Origin of the sequence: Robbsia betulipollinis (assembly GCF_026624755.1) — a bacterium.
GTDB classification, from domain to species: Bacteria; Pseudomonadota; Gammaproteobacteria; order Burkholderiales; family Burkholderiaceae; genus Robbsia; species Robbsia betulipollinis.
On record NZ_JAPMXC010000003.1, the window covers coordinates 108039 to 127246 of the forward strand.

The following is a 19208-nucleotide window of genomic DNA, read 5'->3' on the forward strand; positions in this document are numbered from 1 at the left end:
GACATGGCACGTTCTGTAAAAAAAGGTCCGTTCTGCGACGCCCACTTGCTGAAGAAAGTCGAGACAGCGGCGTCGACGCGTGACAAGAAGCCGATCAAGACCTGGTCGCGTCGTTCCACGATCCTGCCCGATTTCATCGGTCTGACGATCGCGGTCCACAATGGTCGCCAACACGTCCCGGTTTATATCTCGGACAACATGGTTGGCCACAAGCTTGGCGAGTTCGCCTTGACCCGGACGTTCAAGGGTCATGCGGCGGACAAGAAAGCCAAGCGCTAAGGGGCGGACAGATGGAAGTCAAAGCAATTCATCGCGGGGCCCGCATGTCGGCCCAGAAGACCCGGTTGGTGGCTGATCAGATCCGCGGCCTGCCGGTCGACAAGGCATTGAACGTCTTGGCGTTCTCGCCCAAGGCGGCTGCCGTTGTCGTCAAGAAGGTCGTGCTGTCGGCGATCGCGAATGCGGAACACAACGAAGGCGCTGACATCGACGATCTGAAGATCAAGACGATTTACGTCGACAAAGCGGGTTCGCTGAAGCGTTTCACGCAACGCGCGAAGGGCCGCGGCAACAAGATCGAAAAGCAGACCTGTCACATTTATGTGACGGTTGGGGACTAAGGGGCCGACGATGGGACAGAAAATTCATCCGACTGGCTTCCGGTTGGCAGTCACCCGCAACTGGTCGTCGCGCTGGTACGCCGGCAACGACCGTTTCGCCGAGATGTTGAAGGAAGACATCGGCGTTCGCGAGTACCTGACCAAGAAGCTGAAGAACGCATCGGTCGGCCGCGTGCTGATCGAGCGTCCTGCAAAGAACGCACGGATCACGATCTTCAGTTCGCGTCCGGGCGTGGTCATCGGCAAGAAGGGCGAGGACATCGAGTTGTTGAAGACGGAACTGCAACGCCGTTTGGGCGTTCCGGTCCACGTCAACATCGAAGAGATCCGCAAGCCGGAAATCGATGCCAAGCTGATCGCTGACTCGATCACCCAGCAGCTCGAGCGTCGTATCGCTTTCCGTCGCGCAATGAAGCGCGCGATGGCCAATGCGATGCGCCTCGGTGCGCAGGGCATCAAGATCATGAGCGCCGGTCGTCTGAACGGCATCGAGATCGCCCGCACCGAGTGGTACCGCGAAGGCCGTGTGCCGCTGCACACGCTGCGCGCCGACATCGACTACGCAACTTCGGAAGCGCAGACGACGTATGGTCGCATCGGTGTCAAGGTCTGGGTCTACAAGGGCGACTACCTCGGACCGAACGAAACGCCGGCAGTGGAAGAGCCGCGTGACGACAAGCGTGAGCGTCGTAACGCGCGTCCAGGCGATCGTCGCCCTCGCCGTGATGGCGAAGGCGCTCCGGGTGCGCGTCGCGGTGCTCCACGTCGTTCGGGCCCGGGTGGTCCGAACGCCGGCGGCGCGAAGACGGGAGAATAAGAAATGCTGCAACCTAAGCGTAGAAAGTACCGGAAAGAGCAGAAGGGTCGCAATACCGGTGTGGCGACACGCGGTAACGCGGTGTCCTTCGGCGAATTCGGCCTGAAGGCAGTCGGCCGTGGCCGTCTGACGGCACGCCAGATCGAAGCGGCGCGTCGTGCGATGACCCGTCACATCAAGCGTGGCGGTCGGATCTGGATCCGGATCTTCCCGGACAAGCCGATCTCGCAAAAGCCGGCCGAAGTGCGGATGGGTAACGGTAAGGGTAACCCCGAGTACTACGTCGCCGAAATCCAGCCGGGCAAGATGCTGTATGAAATGGACGGTGTGACCGAAGAGCTGGCACGTGACGCCTTCCGTCTGGCGCAGGCGAAGCTGCCTATCCAGACGGTGGTCGTTGTTCGCCACCTCGGCACCTGATGGAGATTATGCGATGAAAGCATCGGAACTTCGCAACAAGGACGCCGCGGCGCTCAACACGGAACTCAGCGATCTGCTGAAGGCCCAGTTTGGTCTCCGCATGCAGCTGGGTACCCAGCAGCTGAGCAACACCAGCCAGATCAAGAAGGTTCGCCGCGACATCGCTCGCGTGCGCACCCTCATGACTGAAAAGGCGAGCGAGAAATGACAGATACCGCAGCAGTACCCACCAAGCCGTTGAAGCGTACGCTGGTCGGTACGGTCACGAGCAACAAGATGGACAAGACCGTGACGGTGCTGGTCGAGCATCGGGTCAAGCACCCGCTGTACGGCAAGTACGTCGTGCGTTCGAAGAAGTATCACGCGCACGACGAAGCCAACACGTACAACGAAGGCGACCAGGTCGAGATCTCGGAATCGCGTCCGATCTCGAAGACCAAGGCGTGGGCCGTGTCCCGCCTGATCACGGCGGCGCGCGTGATCTGAATGTGATTGCCGGATGGCGTCCCCGGTTTCGACCGGTGAGGCGACCCAGCGGATCCTTTCGGTTTTCGTTTGTCGCCTGATCCCTCCCTTCGGGAGATTTGAAGACCACGAGTGCGGTTCGGCTCGTGGTCTTTTGTATTGGTGGACGGGAACGTCGTGAGTGGAGCCGCTACTGACGAGAAAGCTGCAAAATCGCACATCGGATGTCGTCCTTGTTTCGACCGGTGCATGCGTCCTGTCGCATAGCCTCCTTTTCCTTTCTCAAGGGATGCTCCACGTTCCCGCGTATTCCCGCTGGCCCGACGCTGCCGGCGTCGACAGACTGCCATATGCCGCTGGGGGCAGCAACGATGCCCAGCGCGATCGCCGCCTCCGCCGTGGCGGAGGCGGCGCCTCCGGCAGGCGGCGAGGAGACCTTGCGTGCCGCACCAGCGATCGCAGCACCCCACGACCCCGAGGCGGCTGCCGCCCATCGCTTTTGGTTACCAAATCGCGCACGAGCCGCTTCAGCGAGACGGCGCTCAGACCCAGCAAGGTGTCCGCATCAATGGTTATGCGCGGCGGCCCCAGACTTATCGTTACCTGGGGACGTGGATGCGCTGCGAGGTGCGTGATCAGCTGGTCCGGTGTGGCTTGTGATCCGGCGGCGGCGCAAGCCGATGCCGCGCCGCTTCCGGAAGCCCCCGACGCGTCGCTCGATGGCTGAGGTATGGGAGAAAAGGGGATATTCCCCGGCAGGCGCGAGAGCATGGGTTCTCCTGCAAGATGGCAGATTCGATGACGAGCCTGCGGCAGGGTCACCTGGCAGTCGCGGCGTTCAGTACCCGTCGCGCCTGTCAGGTGCCAGGTCGCCGAGTCGTCCTGGAAGCACGGCTGCCCGGTGACTGATTACGTTTGACGCAACGTCAGCGCGCCCCGGCTGTCGGGCCTGCGGGTGTATTCCCTGCCGCCCGATTTGACGTATTCGATGGTCGGGTGATTGAGTACGGCGTCGCGATCGAAGCCGTGCAATGCACCCTGATGGCACGTCACTGCTTTCAACCTGCTGTTCGCCCTGAGCGCGGCTCTCTCGTCGACGTTGAAGAAATCGTCGTTGCCCCAGGCGGTCACCCAGGAAAATTCAAGCCTGCTCGCGGTGCCTTCCCTCAGGATCGCCGTCAGGGCGCCCGCTTCCCGGTTCATGATCGGGAAGGCAATGACGTCGAGTGCCGGCAGCGCGGCAATGCTTCGCGCCGTCGCCGTGTCCAGCGTCGCATACGGAAACGCGCCGCGGCCGCCGAATACCAGTGTCGTGAGGGACGTCATGCGGGTGAGCTGCCGCATGGCTTCCCGCAAAGGGACGTGCAACGTCCTCAGGCTAGGACTCCGCGACAGGGCGGCGTACCCGTCTTCGTCCAGCCCCTGTCCGTTCGATATGATCTTCAGTTCTTCCAGACTGGCATTGGCGGCAAGCACGCGCGCCGTCGCGACATCGAGATCGGGACCGTTCCGACCGTTGATATAAAGTTCACGCAAGGTCGGGATGGATGCAAGCGCCTGCAGGGTCTGCGCAGACGTCATCGCACCGGTCCTGATCAGGAGCGCTTCCAGCGCACCGTGTGCGGCGAACCGGTTCGCGATCTGCTCGTTCATCTCGATGGCGGACGTCACGAACCGGCGCAGCGTCGGCAGGTTCGAGGCGGCGATGAGCGCCTCGCGCGTGACGCAACCCGGAGTCAGATCGAGCGGGTAGCCGCACGCGGCGAGCGTATCCAGTTCGTCGGAGCTGGCCGAATGGAGTTTGAGTACGAGTCCCCCGAGCGACAACGCGCTCAGGCCGGCGAGCGTTGCCGTGTTCACCCCCGTGCGCCTCGCATCGAGATGCATCGTCATCTCCGGGCGCGGGTGCGCCATCAGGTGCGCCGTCAATACGCCGAGTGCTGCTCGATCCAGCAGGCTGACGTCCAGCGTCGTGACGCTTTTGAAACTGTCGGAGTCGATGAAGTCCGGTAGTGCTTCGGGCGGAATCTTCACGTGCCGGACAGACTCGTCTGCGACCGCTCTCATTTCCCGGCTGAGCGTACGCAGGTTCAGCACGTCTTGACGCGACAGGAACTCGCCGATGGACGACCAGGCATCGGCGGGCAGCCAAAATTGACGCGCGGCGGCCGTTTCGGGGTCGACGTGCGCATGGCGGGCCGCATCCGCGGCTGGCGTCTCGCGCATGCCCTCGTCGAGGCCTGCCGATGGCGCCAAGGGTGCGGGCTGGGAAACCGCCGGGGTTGCGCCGGCACCGACGCCGGCGCCGAAGCCGACCGCGCTTGGCGCATCACCGAATGCCGGGGGTAGGACAGGCGGGGAAAGAGGCGATATGCGTGGGAACATGACGTTTTCTTGAATACTATGCACTCGTCCAAAGCCGGGCCGGCTGGAATTTCATGGAAGAAAGCGTACAGACGCCTCCCAGGCAAAACCAAATCGACAGCGTTCAGCGCGCTCCTGCCTCGCAAGTTCATATACAGGTCTTGCACAAAGCCGGGATACAGGCTATACTCGTCCTCTTTGCTTCATTTTGGATTCGCCCTATCGGGCGTTTTGATGCCGCTCAACCATGCGTTTTCGGGTTCTCCGAAGACTTTGGCGGACGGGAAAGCATCAAGGCGATGGTGGTCCTACAGCTGTCGCCTGCCGTTCACGCCCAAACAGCCGACAAGCTGACGGGACCAAGACTGACCGATTGCGCCATGGTGGCGTTGCCGGATTAAGTTGGGAAAAGTTAAATCATGATCCAGACCGAAACTCGGCTTGAAGTGGCCGACAACACCGGTGCACGTGAAGTGCTGTGCATCAAGGTGCTAGGCGGCTCCAGGCGGCGTTACGCCGGTATTGGCGATGTCATCAAGGTTAGCGTGAAGGAAGCTACCCCGCGTGGACGCGTCAAGAAAGGCGAAATTTACAACGCAGTTGTGGTGCGTACGGCCAAAGGCGTGCGTCGTCCAGACGGCTCGCTGATCAAGTTCGACGGCAATGCCGCCGTGCTTTTGAATAACAAGCTCGAACCGATCGGGACCCGCATCTTCGGGCCGGTGACGCGTGAGCTGCGCAGCGAACGCTTCATGAAGATCGTTTCGTTGGCGCCGGAAGTGCTGTAAGGAGCCGCGATGAAAAAGATTCGCAAAGGTGACGAGGTCATCGTCATCACCGGAAAAGACAAGAACAAGCGCGGTACCGTGCTGTCCGTCGACGGTGATTTCGTCCTCGTCGAGGGCCTGAACCTCGTCAAGAAGCATGTGAAGCCGAATCCGATGAAGGGCACGACCGGTGGCGTAGAAGCCAAGTCGATGCCGCTGCAATTGTCGAATGTGGCACTGGTTGATGCGAACGGCAAGCCGTCGCGTGTGGGCATCAAGGTCGAGGACGGCAAGAAACTGCGCTTCCTGAAAACGACCGGTGCGACGATCGCTGCCTGACGCTCTGGAGTGACAAATGTCTCGTTTGCAAGAGTTTTATAAAGAGAAGGTTGTTCCCGAGCTGATCGAGAAGTTCGGTTACAAGTCGGTCATGGAAGTGCCGCGCCTGGTCAAGATCACCCTGAACATGGGTCTTGGCGAAGCGGTTGCCGACAAGAAAGTGATCGAACACGCCGTGGGCGACCTGACCAAGATTGCCGGCCAGAAGCCGGTCGTCACGAAGGCACGGAAGGCAATCGCGGGCTTCAAGATCCGCGAACTGTATCCGGTCGGCGCGATGGTGACGCTGCGCCAGGCGCATATGTACGAATTCCTCGACCGTTTCGTGACGGTCGCGTTGCCCCGGGTGCGCGATTTCCGCGGCATCTCGGGTCGTGCATTCGACGGCCGTGGCAACTACAACATCGGGGTGAAAGAGCAGATCATTTTCCCCGAAATCGAATACGAGAAGATCGACGCGCTGCGTGGGCTGAACATCAGCATCACGACGACCGCGAAGACCGACGAAGAAGCCAAGGCACTGCTCGCCAGCTTCAAATTCCCGTTCAGAAACTGAGGTTAATGTGGCTAAACTGGCACTGATCGAACGTGAGAAAAAGCGGGCACGTCTGGCTGAAAAGTTCTCCGCCAAGCGTTTGTCGCTGAAAGCGACCATCGACGACACCAGCAAGTCGGACGAAGAGCGTTATGAAGCACGCCTGGCGCTGCAGCAGCTGCCGCGCAACTCGAACCCGACGCGCAAGCGTAACCGTTGCGCGATCACTGGTCGCCCGCGCGGTACGTTCCGCAAATTCGGCCTTGGCCGGAACAAGCTGCGCGAAATCGCTTTCCGCGGCGAAATCCCCGGCCTGACCAAGGCCAGCTGGTAATAGGAGAAACGTTATGAGTATGAGTGATCCTATCGCCGATATGCTGACCCGTTTGCGCAACGCGCATGCTGTCGGGAAAGTTGCGGTTGTGATGCCGTCGTCGAAGCTGAAGGTCGCGATCGCCAAAGTCCTGAAGGACGAAGGTTATGTCGAAGACTTCGCAGTGACGACCGACGGTGCAAAGGCATCGTTGAATATCACCCTGAAGTACCACGCCGGCCGTCCGGTCATCGAGCGCATTGAACGCGTGTCGAAGCCGGGTCTGCGCGTGTACCGGGGAAGCGACGACATTCCGCGCGTGATGAACGGCCTGGGTGTCGCCATTGTTTCCACTCCGCGTGGTGTGATGACCGATCGTGCAGCCCGCGCCGCTGGCGTTGGCGGTGAAGTCATCTGCTACGTCGCCTGACGCCAGGGAGAGAACATGTCTCGAGTAGGTAAAAGCCCGATCACGCTGCCGCAAGGCGCGGAAATCACGATTGGCGACGATCAGATCGTCGTCAAGGGACCGCTGGGTTCGGTCACCGAGCGCGTACAGCCGCTCGTCAAGATCGTGAACGACAACGGCACGCTGAAGTTCGAGCCGGTCGACGAGAGTCGCGAAGCCAATGCGTTGTCCGGAACGGTGCGTGCACTGATCAACAACGCGGTCATCGGCGTCACCAAGGGTTTCGAGCGCAAGCTGACCCTGGTGGGCGTGGGTTATCGTGCGCAGGCGCAAGGCGACAAGATCAATCTGTCGCTGGGTTTCTCGCATCCGGTCGTGCATCAGTTGCCGGCTGGCGTGACGGCGGCAACGCCGACGCAGACCGAGATCGTCATCAAGGGGGTCAATAAGCAACACGTCGGACAGGAAGCCGCTAAGGTTCGCGGTTACCGTCAGCCGGAGCCCTACAAGGGCAAGGGCGTACGGTATTCCGACGAGGTTGTGATCCTCAAGGAAACCAAGAAGAAGTAAAGGTGCCCACCATGGATAAAAAACAATCTCGTGCGCGTCGCGCCCGCAAGACCCGCATCCTGATCGCCGAACGCGGCGTTCACCGCCTGGCCGTGCACCGTACCAACACGCATATCTACGCGCAGGTGTTCTCGCCGTGCGGCACGCAAGTGCTGGCGAGCGCCTCGACCGTGGAAGCCGAAATGCGTACGGAACTTGCCGACAAGTCCGGCAAGGGTGGCAACGTCGCCGCAGCGACCCTGATCGGTCAGCGCATCGCAGAACGTGCGAAAGCCGCGGGCGTCGAGTCGGTCGCGTTCGATCGCTCCGGTTTCCGGTATCACGGTCGCGTCAAGGCTCTCGCCGACGCCGCCCGTGAAGCCGGGCTCAAGTTCTAAGGAATCGTCATGGCAAAAATTCAATCGCGCGCCCAGACAGAAAGCGAAGACGGCCTCCTCGAGAAGCCGATCGCCGTCGTCCGGACGACCAAGGTTGCCAAGGGCGGCCGCGTGATGTCGTTTTCGGTCGTGGCCGTCGTTGGTGACGGTGACGGTCGCGTCGGCATGGGCAAGGGCAAGGCGAAGGAAGTGCCTGCCGCCATGCAGAAGGCGATGGAAAACGGTCGTCGCAACATGTTCAAGGTGTCGCTCAAGGGCAATACGCTGCATCACGAAGTCAGCAGCCGCTACGGTGCTGCCAGCGTGATCCTGCTGCCCGCGAAGGAAGGTACCGGCGTGATCGCCGGCGGCCCGATGCGCCCGCTGTTCGAAGTGCTTGGCTTGCGTGATGTCGTCGCGAAGAGCCATGGTTCGTCGAATCCGTACAACATGATTCGTGCGACGCTCGAGTGCCTGCGCAAGCAAAGCACCCCGGCGGACATCGCGGCGAAGCGTGGCAAAACCGTCGAAGACATTCTCGGTTAAGGAGCTGCCCACATGTCAGATAAGACCATCAAGGTTCAGCTCGTCAAGAGCTTGATCGGCACGCGCGAAACGCATCGTGGGACCGTTCGCGGTCTCGGCCTGCGTCGCGTCAATTCGGTCAGCGAGCTGCAGGACACGCCTGCCGTGCGCGGCATGATCAACAAGGTTTCGTACCTTGTGAAAGTCATTGGCTGATAAGGCCAGGGAACAGACTATGCAACTCAATACCATCAAGCCCGCAGAAGGCTCCACCCATGCCAAGCGCCGCGTTGGCCGCGGTATCGGCTCGGGCCTGGGCAAGACCGCCGGTCGCGGTCACAAGGGTCAGAAATCGCGTTCGGGCGGCTTTCATAAAGTCGGTTTCGAAGGCGGTCAGATGCCACTGCAGCGCCGTCTTCCGAAGCGTGGTTTTTCGTCGCTGACGAAGGAATTCGTTGGCGAAGTTCGCCTCGGCGATCTGGAAAAGCTCGGGCTCGACGAAGTCGACCTGATCGCGCTGAAGAAGGCCAAGCTGGTGACGCAAATGATCCGCAGCGTGAAGGTCATTGCAACCGGCGAACTGCAACGCAAGGTTGTGCTGAAGGGCATCACCGCCACCAAGGGTGCGCGGGCTGCCATCGAAGCCGCCGGCGGTTCGATTAGCGAGTAAGCAGGGTCGTTCGCGACACTGCATCTGCCTCGGAGAAGGTTTTGGCCACCAGCCCGACTCTTGCTAAAACCGGAAAGACCGCACCGAAGTATGGCGATCTGCGCCGGCGGCTGATTTTTCTGCTGCTGGCACTGATCGTCTATCGCATCGGCGCCCACATTCCGGTGCCGGGTATCGACCCCGACCAGTTGGCTAAGCTTTTCCAGAGCCAGGCGGGCGGTATTCTGGGGATGTTCAATATGTTCTCCGGTGGCGCGCTGTCGCGCTTTTCGGTGTTCGCATTGGGCATCATGCCGTACATCTCGGCGTCGATCATCATGCAGCTGCTGGGGATCGTTTCTCCGCAGCTGGAGGCGCTGAAGAAGGAAGGACAGGCGGGGCAGCGGAAGATGACCCAGTACACGCGGTATTTCACCGTGCTGCTGGCCACCTTCCAGGCGTTCGGTATTGCCGTCGCGCTGAGCAGTCAGCCGGGGTTGGTGATCGATCCGGGCATCGCGTTCCGCCTGACGACGGTGGTGACGCTGGTGACCGGCACGATGTTCCTGATGTGGCTGGGTGAGCAGATCACCGAGCGCGGACTGGGCAACGGTATCTCGATCATCATTTTCGCGGGTATCGCGGCAGGCTTGCCGAACGCGGTGGCGGGGCTGTTCGAACTGGTGCGAACCGGATCGATGAGTATCATCTCGGCCATTATCGTGGTCGTATTGATTGCCGGCGTGACGTATCTGGTGGTGTTCATCGAACGCGGCCAGCGCAAGATCCTGGTGAACTACGCGAAGCGCCAGGTCGGAAACAAGATCTATGGTGGGCAGTCTTCCCACCTGCCGTTGAAGCTGAACATGGCCGGCGTGATTCCGCCGATCTTCGCTTCGTCGATCATCCTGTTTCCGGCCACGATCGCCAACTGGTTCAGCGCGAAGATGCCCTGGCTGCACGACGTCGCCACGAAACTGGCGCCAGGTCAGCCGCCGTATGTGATTCTGTATGCGTTGGCGATTGTGTTCTTCTGCTTTTTCTACACCGCACTGGTGTTCAACAGCAAGGAAACGGCCGACAACCTGAAGAAAAGCGGTGCCTTCGTTCCAGGCATCCGCCCGGGGGATCAGACTGCCCGGTATATCGACAGGATCTTGACGCGTTTGACGCTGGCGGGTGCGATCTACATCGTGTTCGTCTGTCTGCTGCCCGAGTTCCTGGTCCTGCGCTGGAATGTGCCGTTCTATTTCGGCGGCACGTCCCTGCTGATCATCGTGGTGATCACGATGGACTTCATGGCGCAGGTTCAGTCGTACGTGATGTCGCAGCAATATGAATCGTTGCTCAAGAAAGCGAATTTCAAGGGCGGCAGCAACATGACCATGCGTTGAGCGCGGATCGTGTTCAGGGCGAAGTGATTTCGAGGGGAGTAACATCATGAAGGTAATGGCATCGGTGAAGCGTATGTGCCGAAACTGCAAAGTGATCAAGCGCAACGGCGTTGTGCGGGTGATCTGCAGCTCCGATCAGCGCCACAAGCAACGCCAGGGCTGACGCTTCGCGTCGGGTCTGAGCTCTCAGTTGAGGAAGAATAATGGCTCGTATTGCAGGGGTTAACATCCCTAATCACAAGCACGCCGAAATCGGTTTGACGGCGATTTTTGGTATCGGCCGTCCGACCGCACGCAAGATCCTCGAAGCGGTCAATGTGCCGTTCTCGAAGAAGGTCGGCGAGCTGAACGACGACGATCAGGAAAAGATCCGGACGCTGATCGGCCAGTACACGGTCGAAGGCGATCTGCGTCGTGAAGTAACGATGAACATCAAGCGTTTGATGGATCTGGGTTGCTACCGCGGTATTCGTCACCGTAAGGGCCTGCCCGTTCACGGTCAACGTACTCGCACGAACGCGCGCACCCGCAAGGGCCCGCGTCGTGCCGCTGCTTCGCTGAAGAAGTAAGTGCAACGCATAGTCACAGGAAAATCTCATGGCTAAGGCTCAGAACAATTCCGCGGCGCAGCGCGTACGGAAGAAGGTCAAGAAGAACGTCCCCGAGGGCGTTGCTTGCGTCCACGCATCGTTCAACAACACGATCATCACGATCACCGATCGTCAGGGCAATGCTCTGGCATGGGCGACGTCGGGCGGGCAGGGCTTCAAGGGCTCGCGCAAATCGACGCCGTTCGCAGCGCAGGTGGCTGCCGAGAACGCGGGTCGCGTCGCAATGGAATACGGCGTCAAGAACCTCGAAGTGCGCATCAAGGGTCCAGGCCCGGGTCGCGAGTCGGCCGTTCGTGCGCTGCACAGCCTGGGTATCAAGATCACGCAGATTTCCGACGTGACTCCGATCCCGCACAATGGTTGCCGTCCGCCGAAGCGTCGTCGGATCTAAGAAGAAACCGGTTGACCGCAGCGGCGTTCACCGCTTTCCCCAGGGAAGGCCATGACATCGCGGCGCTCGCCTGTTTTTGAAATAAGCCCACCGTCTGGCATGTCGTCGATGACGACCCGGACTCGTGTCCGGTCTGGCCCCGCCACGACCCCGCACGATTATTGAAGAAGGAATACAAAGTGGCACGTTATACCGGCCCAAGAGCCAAGCTTTCCCGCCGGGAAGGCACCGATCTGTCCCTGTTGTCGTCGCGCCGCTCGCTGGCCGACAAGTGCAAGCTCGACAGCAAGCCCGGCCAGCACGGCCGCACGTCGGGCGCGCGCACGTCGGACTACGGTCTGCAACTGCGTGAAAAGCAGAAGGTCAAGCGCATCTACGGCATTCTCGAGCGCCAGTTCCGCCGTTACTTCGCCGAAGCCGACCGCCGCAAGGGCCCGACCGGCGCGACGCTGCTGCAGCTGCTGGAAGGCCGTCTGGACAACGTCGTCTACCGCATGGGCTTTGGCTCGACCCGCGCAGAATCGCGCCAGTTGGTCAGCCATCGCGCCATCACCGTGAACGGTGTGGTGTCGAACATCCCGTCGCAGCAAGTGCGCGCCGGCGACGTCATCGAAATCCGCGAGCAGTCGAAGAAGCAGACGCGTATTCTCGAAGCGCTGTCGCTGCAGGAACAGAGCGGTTTCCCGGCGTGGGTGTCGGTGGATTCGAAGAATCTGCAAGGCACGTTCAAGCAAGTGCCGGAGCGTTCGGACATTGCTGGCGACATCAATGAAAGCCTGATCGTCGAATTGTATTCGCGTTGATCGCAGGGCTGACGGCGCGCGCCCCGGGGCTCGCGCCGTCGGCCGTTCCGGGTTGTCGCCAGTCAGCCTTATCGGTGTAACGAGCCGAGGGTATTGAAGAGGAAAACCTATGCAAACCAGTTTGTTGAAGCCCAAGATCATCGCTGTGGAGTCGCTGGGCGACAGCCACGCCAAGGTTGTGATGGAGCCGTTTGAACGCGGCTACGGTCACACCTTGGGCAATGCGCTGCGTCGTGTCCTGTTGTCCTCGATGCTGGGCTACGCGCCGACGGAAGTCACGATCGGCGGGATTGTGCACGAATATTCGACGTTGGATGGCGTGCAGGAAGACATGGTCAACCTGCTGCTGAATCTGAAGGGCGTGGTTTTCAAGCTCCACAGCCGTGATGAAGTGACGGTGACGTTGCGCAAGGACGGCGAGGGCGTGGTGACGGCGGGTGATATCGAGCTGCCGCACGATGCCGAAGTCATCAACCCGAACCACGTGATCGCGCATCTGTCGAAGGGCGGCAAGCTCGACGTGCAGATCAAGGTCGAGAAGGGCCGCGGCTATGTGCCCGGCAATGTGCGCCGCTACGGCGAGGATACGGCCAAGGTCATCGGCCGCATCGTCCTGGATGCGTCGTTCTCGCCGGTGAAGCGCGTCAGCTATTCGGTCGAGTCCGCCCGGGTCGAGCAGCGCACCGATCTCGATAAGCTGGTGATGAATATCGAGACCAACGGCGTGCTGTCCCCCGAGGAAGCGATCCGCCAGTCGGCGCGCATCCTCGTCGACCAGATGTCGGTGTTCGCGGCGCTGGAAGGCACCGAGACCGCCGCGGAAGCGCCGTCGCGCGCCCCGCAGATCGATCCGATCCTGCTGCGCCCGGTGGACGATCTCGAGTTGACGGTGCGCTCGGCCAACTGTCTGAAGGCCGAGAATATCTACTACATCGGCGATCTGATCCAGCGCACCGAGAACGAGCTGTTGAAGTGCCCGAATCTCGGTAAGAAGTCGATGACCGAAATCAAGGAAGTGCTGTTCTCGCGTGGGCTCACGCTCGGCATGAAGCTCGAGAACTGGCCGCCGTCGAGCCTCGACAAGTAATTGTCGTTCTCGTTGCGGTATACGGCGGGTCGGGTAGAATATCGCTCCCGGCCCGCCGTCTTATGTAAGTCACCGAGGTGAGACGCGGGCCGCGTGCCCCTGGCACACCATTCGATTCCCTATTTCACCGGACCGCGCCCCTGGGCGATAGAAGAGCCGGCAAAAGACTGAAGCAAAGGAAAACATCATGCGTCATCGTTCTGGTTTGCGTAAGCTGAACCGCACGAGCAGCCACCGTCTGGCCATGCTCCGCAACATGTCGAACTCGATCATTCATCACGAAGCGATCAAGACCACGCTGCCGAAGGCGAAGGAATTGCGTCGCGTCGTCGAGCCGCTGATCACGCTCGGCAAGACCCCGACCCTGGCGAATCGCCGTCTGGCCTTCAACCGCCTGCGCGACCGGGACTCGGTCACCAAGCTGTTCGAAGTGCTGGGCCCGCGTTACGCAAACCGTCCGGGCGGCTATCTGCGCATCCTGAAGTTCGGCTTCCGTCACGGCGACAATGCGCCGATGGCCTTCGTCGAACTGATGGACCGTCCGGAGACCACGGAAGCGGTCGACGACACGAGCGGCGACGAGTAAAACGTCAACGCGCGGCGATGCATTGCATCGCCGTCGCGACCGCCGGACAGTGACAGCGCGTGCGGTCATCGTCCGGCCGATGCGGAAAGCCAGGCAAAGCCTGGCTTTTTTTATGGATCCGGCGCATGGGTGTGAAATAAGACGGGTCCGGCAGACGACGCGCGGCGGGCTGACTATATTGCGGAGGTCGTCCTCCGTCCGCCTGCCTCTGCATTCATATTCATGAAAGTCCATGACGCCACGCCCGCCACCGCCATGTCGCACGTTCACGATACCGCGCCCGCCGGTCCGCTTGCCCATGTCGGCCCGCGCGAAGCCGGGTACTATGGCCTGGCCAACATGGAAGGCCGTATCCGGCATAGCCCCACCCTCGCCAAGCTGCGCGGCGCGCTGGATGACGGGCTTCTGAAAAGGCAGATCGCGATGCTGCAGGATGCCGGCGTGCTGGGTATCCCGGCGAACGCCTATACGCAAACGGATTTTTTCAATCTGACGCGCGCCGCGCTCGCCCACGACGTCGGCAATTGCGGTGAAATGGCATTCGTCGCGGCACGCGCCATCGCGGAACTCGGCTACCCACACCCCATCGAGATCCTGACGTTCGTTGGCGAAAAGGGGCATGCCGACCAGCTCGATCATGCGGTGCTGCGCCTCAACGGGGCCACGTCGGGGGAGGCTTTCTGGATCGATCCTTTCGCTCGGAGACTGCGACCCGACGAGCAGAAACGACTGACCGGCGCATATTATGAACGGGGCATCGATCATCCCGCCGCCTTCGATCAGACGACAGCGACGGCAAATCTGTTCTGCTATGTCCACCATGGCACGGAAGGACGCGTCTCTTTGCAGCGCGCGTCGGAAATCGCGCAGGTGTTCGATCTTAGCGTCACCGGCAAGTTGACGCGCACATCGTCCGGTACCATGCGTTTTCAGTCCACCGCCGATCTGTTGTGCCGGCCGGAGCGGCGTTTGGCCGCAAGTTATTCCATCTGCATGGGCGGCGTCGTGGCGCCGGGTTTGAATGAACGTTGATCTTTCGCTTCTCGCATGTCGCCGCCGTCGCGGCGTCGCCCGTGCCGTCTGGCATCGCTGCATCACCTGGTTGATGGCGCTGCTGCTGTTGCCCTGCGTGCTGGCGGCACCCGCCCACGCAGACGAGGGTTTTCTCGACCCGGCCGTCGCATTCGCCTTTCAATCCGACGAGGTGCCGGGCGCCGTGACCCTGCGCTACCAGGTCGCGGCGGGCTATTACATGTATCGCGAGCGCTTCGCGTTCGCCGCGACGGGCAACGACGTTCGGCTGGGAACGCCGCGCATGCCCACGGGCGAAGTCAAATTCGACGAAACCTTCGGCAAGGAGGTCGAGACCTATCGGCATGCGGTCACGATCACCCTGCCGGTGGATCACGCCGACGGTCCTTTCGATCTGACGGTGACCTCGCAGGGCTGCTCGGACAAGGGCGTCTGCTATCCGCCGATCACGCATCGGGTGCATGTCGCCGGTGACGCGCTGCGCGCCGCCGCGCCGGCCCGCGGTGCATCTGCCGCTGCGTCGGCACCGTCTTCGGCCCCCTCGTCGACTGCCCTGTCGGCCCCGGCGTCGATCCCGCCATCGCCCGACACCTCCTCCGGGCTCGACCGCTTTTACAGCCAGGACTACGCCACCTCGGTGTTGAGCGGACGCAGCCTGCCTGCGATCCTGGGCATTTTCTTCGTGCTTGGCCTGGCCCTCAGTCTGCTGCCCTGTTCGCTGCCGATGATCCCGATCCTGTCGTCGATCATCCTCGGCGAGGGCACCACCCTGACGCGGCGGCGTGGCTTCGCGCTGTCCCTGGCCTATGTACTCGGCATGGCGATCGTCTATACCGTGTTCGGCGTCGCGGCGGCGCTCGCGGGGCAGAGCCTCGGCGCGATGCTGCAGAACCCCTGGGTGCTGGGCGGCTTCGGGGTACTGTTGATCGCGTTCGCGCTGTCGCAAATGGGCTGTTACGAGGTGCAGGTGCCGGCGGCCTGGCAGAACCGCGTATCCGGGGTCGCGCAACGGTTGTCGGGCGGCAAGCTGCTGGCCGTTTTCCTGATGGGCGCGGTGTCGGCCCTGATCGTTGGCGCCTGCATGACCGCGCCGCTGTTCGGCGTGCTGGCCTTCATCGCCCAGACCGGCGACGTGGTGATCGGCGCGGTGTCGCTATTCGTGATGGCGCTCGGCATCGGCGTGCCACTGTTGATCGTCGGCGTGGGGGCGGGCACGCTGCTGCCGCGCGCGGGCGCCTGGATGGAGAGCGTGAAGCGGGCGTTCGGCGTCGTGCTGTTCGGCGCCGCGGTCTGGATCGTCACGCCGATCCTGCCGGCAGGCCTCGGCTTGCTGGCTTGGGCGCTGGTCGCGGCGCTGCTGGCGTTCGAACTGGGTACGTTCGCGCCCCTTGCCGGTGCGAGCGGACCGCGTGTGGCAGCGTGGCGTCCGCTGGGACGGGCGCTGGGGATGGTGGTTCTGGCGTTCGCACTGGCGTTGGTGCTGGGCGCGGCGGCCGGCGGCCGGGATCCGTTGCGACCGCTGGCGGTGTTCTCGAACGCTATCGGCGGAAACGAATCCGGCGGCGCGGCGGGCGCGCAACCGGCCGACGCGAACACCCCGTTCGCCCCGGTGCGCACGCTGGCGGAACTCGACGCAGCGACGGCGAGTGCGGGACGGCCATCGATGCTCTTCTTTCATGCCGACTGGTGCACGAGTTGCGTCGAGATGGAGCGCTTCGTCTTTCCGGTTCCGAAAGTGCAGGCACTGCTCTCGCGCTTTGCGCGGCTGGAGGCCGACGTGACCCATAATCGCGCGGACGACAAGGCGCTGATGCAGCGTTTCGGTCTGTTCGGGCCGCCGGCGGTGATTTTCTTCGATGCGCAAGGCAGGGAGATCGCACAGCTGCGGATGGTCGGCTATCAACCGGCCGAACGTTTTGCGGCGACGCTGACGCATGCGCTGGAGGCCGCCGGCGCCACGAAGCCGGCCGTCGAGCCCGGCGCCTGACATCGGACATCTGGCGCCAAATACCTGGCGTCCGATACCCGATACCCGACCCCGCTCCGGTGTCGGGCGCGTGCCGCTCAGGCGTTCGCGCGCAGCAGCCGCGCGGCGTCCAGCGCGAAGTAGGTGAGGATGCCGTCCGCGCCGGCGCGTTTGAACGCCAGCAGGGATTCCAGCACGACCCGGTCGTGATCGAGCCAGCCGTTTTGCGCGGCGGCCTTCAGCATCGCGTATTCGCCGCTGACCTGATAGACATAGGTCGGAAAGCGGAATTCGTCCTTTACCCGGCGCACGATGTCCAGATACGGCATGCCGGGCTTGACCATCACCATGTCCGCGCCCTCGCCGATATCGAGCGCCACTTCCCGCATGGCTTCGTCGCTGTTCGACGGATCCATCTGGAACGTCATCTTGTCGCTCTTGCCCAGATTGCTCGCCGAACCGACCGCATCGCGGAAGGGGCCGTAGAAGGCCGAGGCGAATTTCGCGGCGTAGGCCATGATGCGGGTGTATTCATGGCCGCCTTCCTCCAGCATTTCGCGAATCGCGGCGATCCGGCCATCCATCATGTCGGACGGCGCGACGATGTCGACACCCGCTTCGGCGTGCGTGCGCGCCTGTTCGATCAGGATGTCGATCGTCGGGTCGTTCAGTACGTAGCCGCTGGCGTCGAGCACGCCGTCGAGACCATGGCTCGTGTAGGGGTCGAGGGCGACGTCGGTCAGTACGCCCAGTTCGGGAAAATGCTTCTTCAACTCGCGCACCGCGCGCGGGATCAGCCCGTCGGCGCGGGTCGCGGCGATGCCGTCCGGCGTTTTCAGCGACGGTTCGATGACCGGGAACAGCGAGATGACCGGTACCTTGAGGCGCAGGCATTCTTCCGCGACCTGCATCAGGAGATCGACCGAGACGCGCTCGACGCCGGGCATCGACGCCACCGCCTGACGCTGGTTCTGGCCTTCCATGATGAAGACCGGATAGATCAGGTCATTGGTCGTCAGCACGTTCTCGCGCATCAGACGGCGCGAGAAGTCGTCGCGGCGCATGCGGCGCGGGCGGAAATTCGGATAAGTGGACATGAGCGAAGTCGGCAGGGAAGGGCAGTCGCCTCTCGCGTGCGAGAGGCATTCATGAAGTCGCCGCCACGGGCGTTGCCGTGTGAACTGCCGCGCTGCGCACGGCAATCGGCGACCCGCATTCAGTCGGAACAAGCGCCCATCATAACGGAGAGCCTCGTGCCGTGCCCGCTGCCGGTGCTCGCGTCTCAGGCCGCGGGAGCGCCGGCTGCGCCGACATCCGGCGCCTGCGCCGCGCCGGCCGCATCGTTCGGGGGCGGCGTCACGGTGTCGCCGGGAACGATCCAGCTTTCGATCTTGGCGTGCGCTTCTTCTAGGCCGACGCGCTTGAGCATCGAGAACAGCTGCACGCTCAACTGCTCCTCGCCCGTGGCCGCGTTGTAGCGGTCGATCAGCGTGCGCGTCTTGCGCAGCGCCAGCGTGCTCTCCTGACGGTTCAGCTTGTCGGCCTTGGTCAACAGCATGTGGATCGGCTTGCCGGTGGGAGCAAACCAGTCGAGCATCGTGACGTCGAGATCGGTGCAGGGGCGGCGCGCATCCATCACGAGGATCAGGCCGTTGAGCTGGGGACGCAGTTTCATGTAACTGCTCAGCAGCGCCTCCCAGTGCGCTTTGGCCGCACCCGGGACCTGCGCGTAGCCGTAGCCCGGCAGGTCGACCACGAAGCCGGCGCGCTCGTCCTGGGGGCCGACCTCGAAATAATTGATGTGCTGCGTGCGCCCCGGGGTCTTGCTCGCGAACGCCAGGCGGCGTTGATTGCACAGCACATTGATCGCGCTCGATTTGCCCGCGTTCGACCGTCCCGCGAAGGCGACCTCGGGCTGCGGCGTGGGCGGCAGGTCGCGCAGATGATTGACGGTCGTGAAGAAACGCGCCTGGTGGAGCAGAAAGGACATGTGTGGGCTAGCGCCTGTTGAATATGTCAACCGGGCCGAAGGCCTGGAAGGGTCGAAAATGAACATGGGGCCTGCGGCATATTGCCGCGGCAGAGCGGATCACCCCGGGCCGGGAAGGCCCTGTCCGGCGGAGCGCATGCGCGGGCCGGAGAAGGTCGCGCCATCGGTGGCGACGCGCGCGGCACGCCCTTGACGGCAC

General features: G+C 62.3%; 29 protein-coding genes. 26 read left to right on the forward strand and 3 right to left on the reverse strand.

All coding sequences use genetic code 11. The features are described 5' to 3' along the window. Positions 1 to 3: 3 nt before the first annotated feature. The 6 genes from rpsS to rpsQ are packed head-to-tail and all read left to right on the forward strand — an operon-like array spanning position 4 to position 2343. Positions 4 to 279 (forward strand): 30S ribosomal protein S19, encoded by a 276-nt coding sequence (rpsS, locus tag OVY01_RS13800; protein ID WP_267848181.1) that lies wholly within the window; start codon positions 4 to 6, stop codon positions 277 to 279. Between the two features lie 11 nt (positions 280 to 290). Beyond that, on the forward strand, positions 291 to 620 hold the full coding sequence (rplV, locus tag OVY01_RS13805) for a 50S ribosomal protein L22 (RefSeq protein ID WP_267848182.1): 330 nt from the start codon (positions 291 to 293) through the stop codon (positions 618 to 620). Positions 621 to 630: 10 nt separating this feature from the next. Continuing rightward, on the forward strand, positions 631 to 1437 hold the full coding sequence (gene rpsC, locus OVY01_RS13810; RefSeq protein WP_267848183.1) for a 30S ribosomal protein S3: 807 nt from the start codon (positions 631 to 633) through the stop codon (positions 1435 to 1437). 3 nt (positions 1438 to 1440) lie between these two features. Continuing rightward, positions 1441 to 1857: a 50S ribosomal protein L16 gene (rplP, locus tag OVY01_RS13815; RefSeq protein ID WP_267848184.1), complete on the forward strand. Its 417-nt coding sequence runs from the start codon at positions 1441 to 1443 to the stop codon at positions 1855 to 1857. Positions 1858 to 1870: 13 nt separating this feature from the next. Continuing rightward, a complete protein-coding gene (gene rpmC, locus OVY01_RS13820; RefSeq protein ID WP_267848185.1) occupies positions 1871 to 2065 on the forward strand; it encodes a 50S ribosomal protein L29 in 195 nt (64 codons plus the stop codon). Next, a complete protein-coding gene (gene rpsQ, locus OVY01_RS13825) occupies positions 2062 to 2343 on the forward strand; it encodes a 30S ribosomal protein S17 (protein ID WP_267848186.1) in 282 nt (93 codons plus the stop codon). Before rpmC ends, rpsQ begins: the two co-directional genes overlap by 4 nt. A gap of 888 nt (positions 2344 to 3231) precedes the next feature. On the opposite strand, the gene OVY01_RS13830 is transcribed toward rpsQ, so the two are convergent. Next, on the reverse strand, positions 3232 to 4578 hold the full coding sequence (locus OVY01_RS13830) for a hypothetical protein (protein ID WP_267848187.1): 1347 nt from the start codon (positions 4576 to 4578) through the stop codon (positions 3232 to 3234). 182 nt (positions 4579 to 4760) lie between these two features. Here OVY01_RS13830 and OVY01_RS13835 point away from each other — a divergent pair, with 182 nt between their 5' ends. The 20 genes from OVY01_RS13835 to dsbD all read left to right on the forward strand — a co-directional run bounded on the left by OVY01_RS13835 (position 4761) and on the right by dsbD (position 17040). Continuing rightward, complete coding sequence (locus OVY01_RS13835) at positions 4761 to 5087, forward strand: hypothetical protein (RefSeq protein WP_267848188.1); 327 nt, start codon at positions 4761 to 4763, stop codon at positions 5085 to 5087. A gap of 18 nt (positions 5088 to 5105) precedes the next feature. Continuing rightward, complete coding sequence (gene rplN, locus OVY01_RS13840; RefSeq protein WP_267848189.1) at positions 5106 to 5474, forward strand: 50S ribosomal protein L14; 369 nt, start codon at positions 5106 to 5108, stop codon at positions 5472 to 5474. A gap of 9 nt (positions 5475 to 5483) precedes the next feature. Further along, positions 5484 to 5792, forward strand: coding sequence for a 50S ribosomal protein L24 (gene rplX / locus OVY01_RS13845; RefSeq protein WP_267848190.1), 309 nt, complete (start codon positions 5484 to 5486; stop codon positions 5790 to 5792). A 16-nt stretch (positions 5793 to 5808) separates the two neighbouring features. After that, positions 5809 to 6348, forward strand: a complete 540-nt coding sequence (rplE, locus tag OVY01_RS13850) for a 50S ribosomal protein L5 (RefSeq protein WP_267848191.1) — start codon at positions 5809 to 5811, stop codon at positions 6346 to 6348. Positions 6349 to 6355: 7 nt separating this feature from the next. Then, positions 6356 to 6661, forward strand: coding sequence for a 30S ribosomal protein S14 (gene rpsN / locus OVY01_RS13855; protein ID WP_267848192.1), 306 nt, complete (start codon positions 6356 to 6358; stop codon positions 6659 to 6661). A 13-nt stretch (positions 6662 to 6674) separates the two neighbouring features. Next, entirely contained in the window at positions 6675 to 7070 is a 396-nt protein-coding gene (gene rpsH / locus OVY01_RS13860; protein WP_267848193.1) for a 30S ribosomal protein S8, read from the forward strand. A 15-nt stretch (positions 7071 to 7085) separates the two neighbouring features. After that, complete coding sequence (gene rplF / locus OVY01_RS13865; RefSeq protein WP_267848194.1) at positions 7086 to 7619, forward strand: 50S ribosomal protein L6; 534 nt, start codon at positions 7086 to 7088, stop codon at positions 7617 to 7619. Positions 7620 to 7630: 11 nt separating this feature from the next. Continuing rightward, positions 7631 to 7996, forward strand: a complete 366-nt coding sequence (gene rplR, locus OVY01_RS13870; RefSeq protein ID WP_267848195.1) for a 50S ribosomal protein L18 — start codon at positions 7631 to 7633, stop codon at positions 7994 to 7996. Positions 7997 to 8005: 9 nt separating this feature from the next. Then, on the forward strand, positions 8006 to 8521 hold the full coding sequence (gene rpsE, locus OVY01_RS13875) for a 30S ribosomal protein S5 (RefSeq protein WP_267848196.1): 516 nt from the start codon (positions 8006 to 8008) through the stop codon (positions 8519 to 8521). A 12-nt stretch (positions 8522 to 8533) separates the two neighbouring features. Further along, entirely contained in the window at positions 8534 to 8716 is a 183-nt protein-coding gene (gene rpmD / locus OVY01_RS13880) for a 50S ribosomal protein L30 (protein ID WP_267848197.1), read from the forward strand. Positions 8717 to 8735: 19 nt separating this feature from the next. After that, on the forward strand, positions 8736 to 9170 hold the full coding sequence (gene rplO, locus OVY01_RS13885; protein ID WP_267848198.1) for a 50S ribosomal protein L15: 435 nt from the start codon (positions 8736 to 8738) through the stop codon (positions 9168 to 9170). 41 nt (positions 9171 to 9211) lie between these two features. Further along, entirely contained in the window at positions 9212 to 10543 is a 1332-nt protein-coding gene (gene secY / locus OVY01_RS13890) for a preprotein translocase subunit SecY (protein WP_267848199.1), read from the forward strand. A 46-nt stretch (positions 10544 to 10589) separates the two neighbouring features. After that, positions 10590 to 10706, forward strand: a complete 117-nt coding sequence (rpmJ, locus tag OVY01_RS13895; RefSeq protein ID WP_024901987.1) for a 50S ribosomal protein L36 — start codon at positions 10590 to 10592, stop codon at positions 10704 to 10706. A gap of 40 nt (positions 10707 to 10746) precedes the next feature. Further along, positions 10747 to 11112, forward strand: a complete 366-nt coding sequence (gene rpsM / locus OVY01_RS13900) for a 30S ribosomal protein S13 (protein ID WP_267848200.1) — start codon at positions 10747 to 10749, stop codon at positions 11110 to 11112. Positions 11113 to 11140: 28 nt separating this feature from the next. Beyond that, positions 11141 to 11545, forward strand: a complete 405-nt coding sequence (rpsK, locus tag OVY01_RS13905) for a 30S ribosomal protein S11 (protein WP_267848201.1) — start codon at positions 11141 to 11143, stop codon at positions 11543 to 11545. 179 nt (positions 11546 to 11724) lie between these two features. Then, positions 11725 to 12348 (forward strand): 30S ribosomal protein S4, encoded by a 624-nt coding sequence (rpsD, locus tag OVY01_RS13910; RefSeq protein WP_267848202.1) that lies wholly within the window; start codon positions 11725 to 11727, stop codon positions 12346 to 12348. A 109-nt stretch (positions 12349 to 12457) separates the two neighbouring features. Further along, positions 12458 to 13435: a DNA-directed RNA polymerase subunit alpha gene (locus OVY01_RS13915; protein ID WP_267848203.1), complete on the forward strand. Its 978-nt coding sequence runs from the start codon at positions 12458 to 12460 to the stop codon at positions 13433 to 13435. 187 nt (positions 13436 to 13622) lie between these two features. Further along, positions 13623 to 14021 (forward strand): 50S ribosomal protein L17, encoded by a 399-nt coding sequence (gene rplQ / locus OVY01_RS13920; protein ID WP_267848204.1) that lies wholly within the window; start codon positions 13623 to 13625, stop codon positions 14019 to 14021. A gap of 222 nt (positions 14022 to 14243) precedes the next feature. Further along, positions 14244 to 15053, forward strand: a complete 810-nt coding sequence (locus tag OVY01_RS13925) for a hypothetical protein (protein WP_267848205.1) — start codon at positions 14244 to 14246, stop codon at positions 15051 to 15053. Then, positions 15043 to 17040, forward strand: coding sequence for a protein-disulfide reductase DsbD (dsbD, locus tag OVY01_RS13930; protein WP_267848206.1), 1998 nt, complete (start codon positions 15043 to 15045; stop codon positions 17038 to 17040). Before OVY01_RS13925 ends, dsbD begins: the two co-directional genes overlap by 11 nt. A 77-nt stretch (positions 17041 to 17117) precedes the next feature. Here the strand turns inward: dsbD and hemB are convergent, their stop codons facing one another. Together hemB and yihA are read right to left on the reverse strand one after the other, a co-directional pair. Continuing rightward, positions 17118 to 18116 carry a porphobilinogen synthase gene (gene hemB, locus OVY01_RS13935; RefSeq protein WP_267848207.1) on the reverse strand — a complete coding sequence of 333 codons (999 nt, stop codon included), beginning with the start codon at positions 18114 to 18116 and terminating at the stop codon, positions 17118 to 17120. 185 nt (positions 18117 to 18301) lie between these two features. After that, positions 18302 to 19009, reverse strand: coding sequence for a ribosome biogenesis GTP-binding protein YihA/YsxC (yihA, locus tag OVY01_RS13940; RefSeq protein ID WP_267848208.1), 708 nt, complete (start codon positions 19007 to 19009; stop codon positions 18302 to 18304). Positions 19010 to 19208 lie beyond the last annotated feature (199 nt).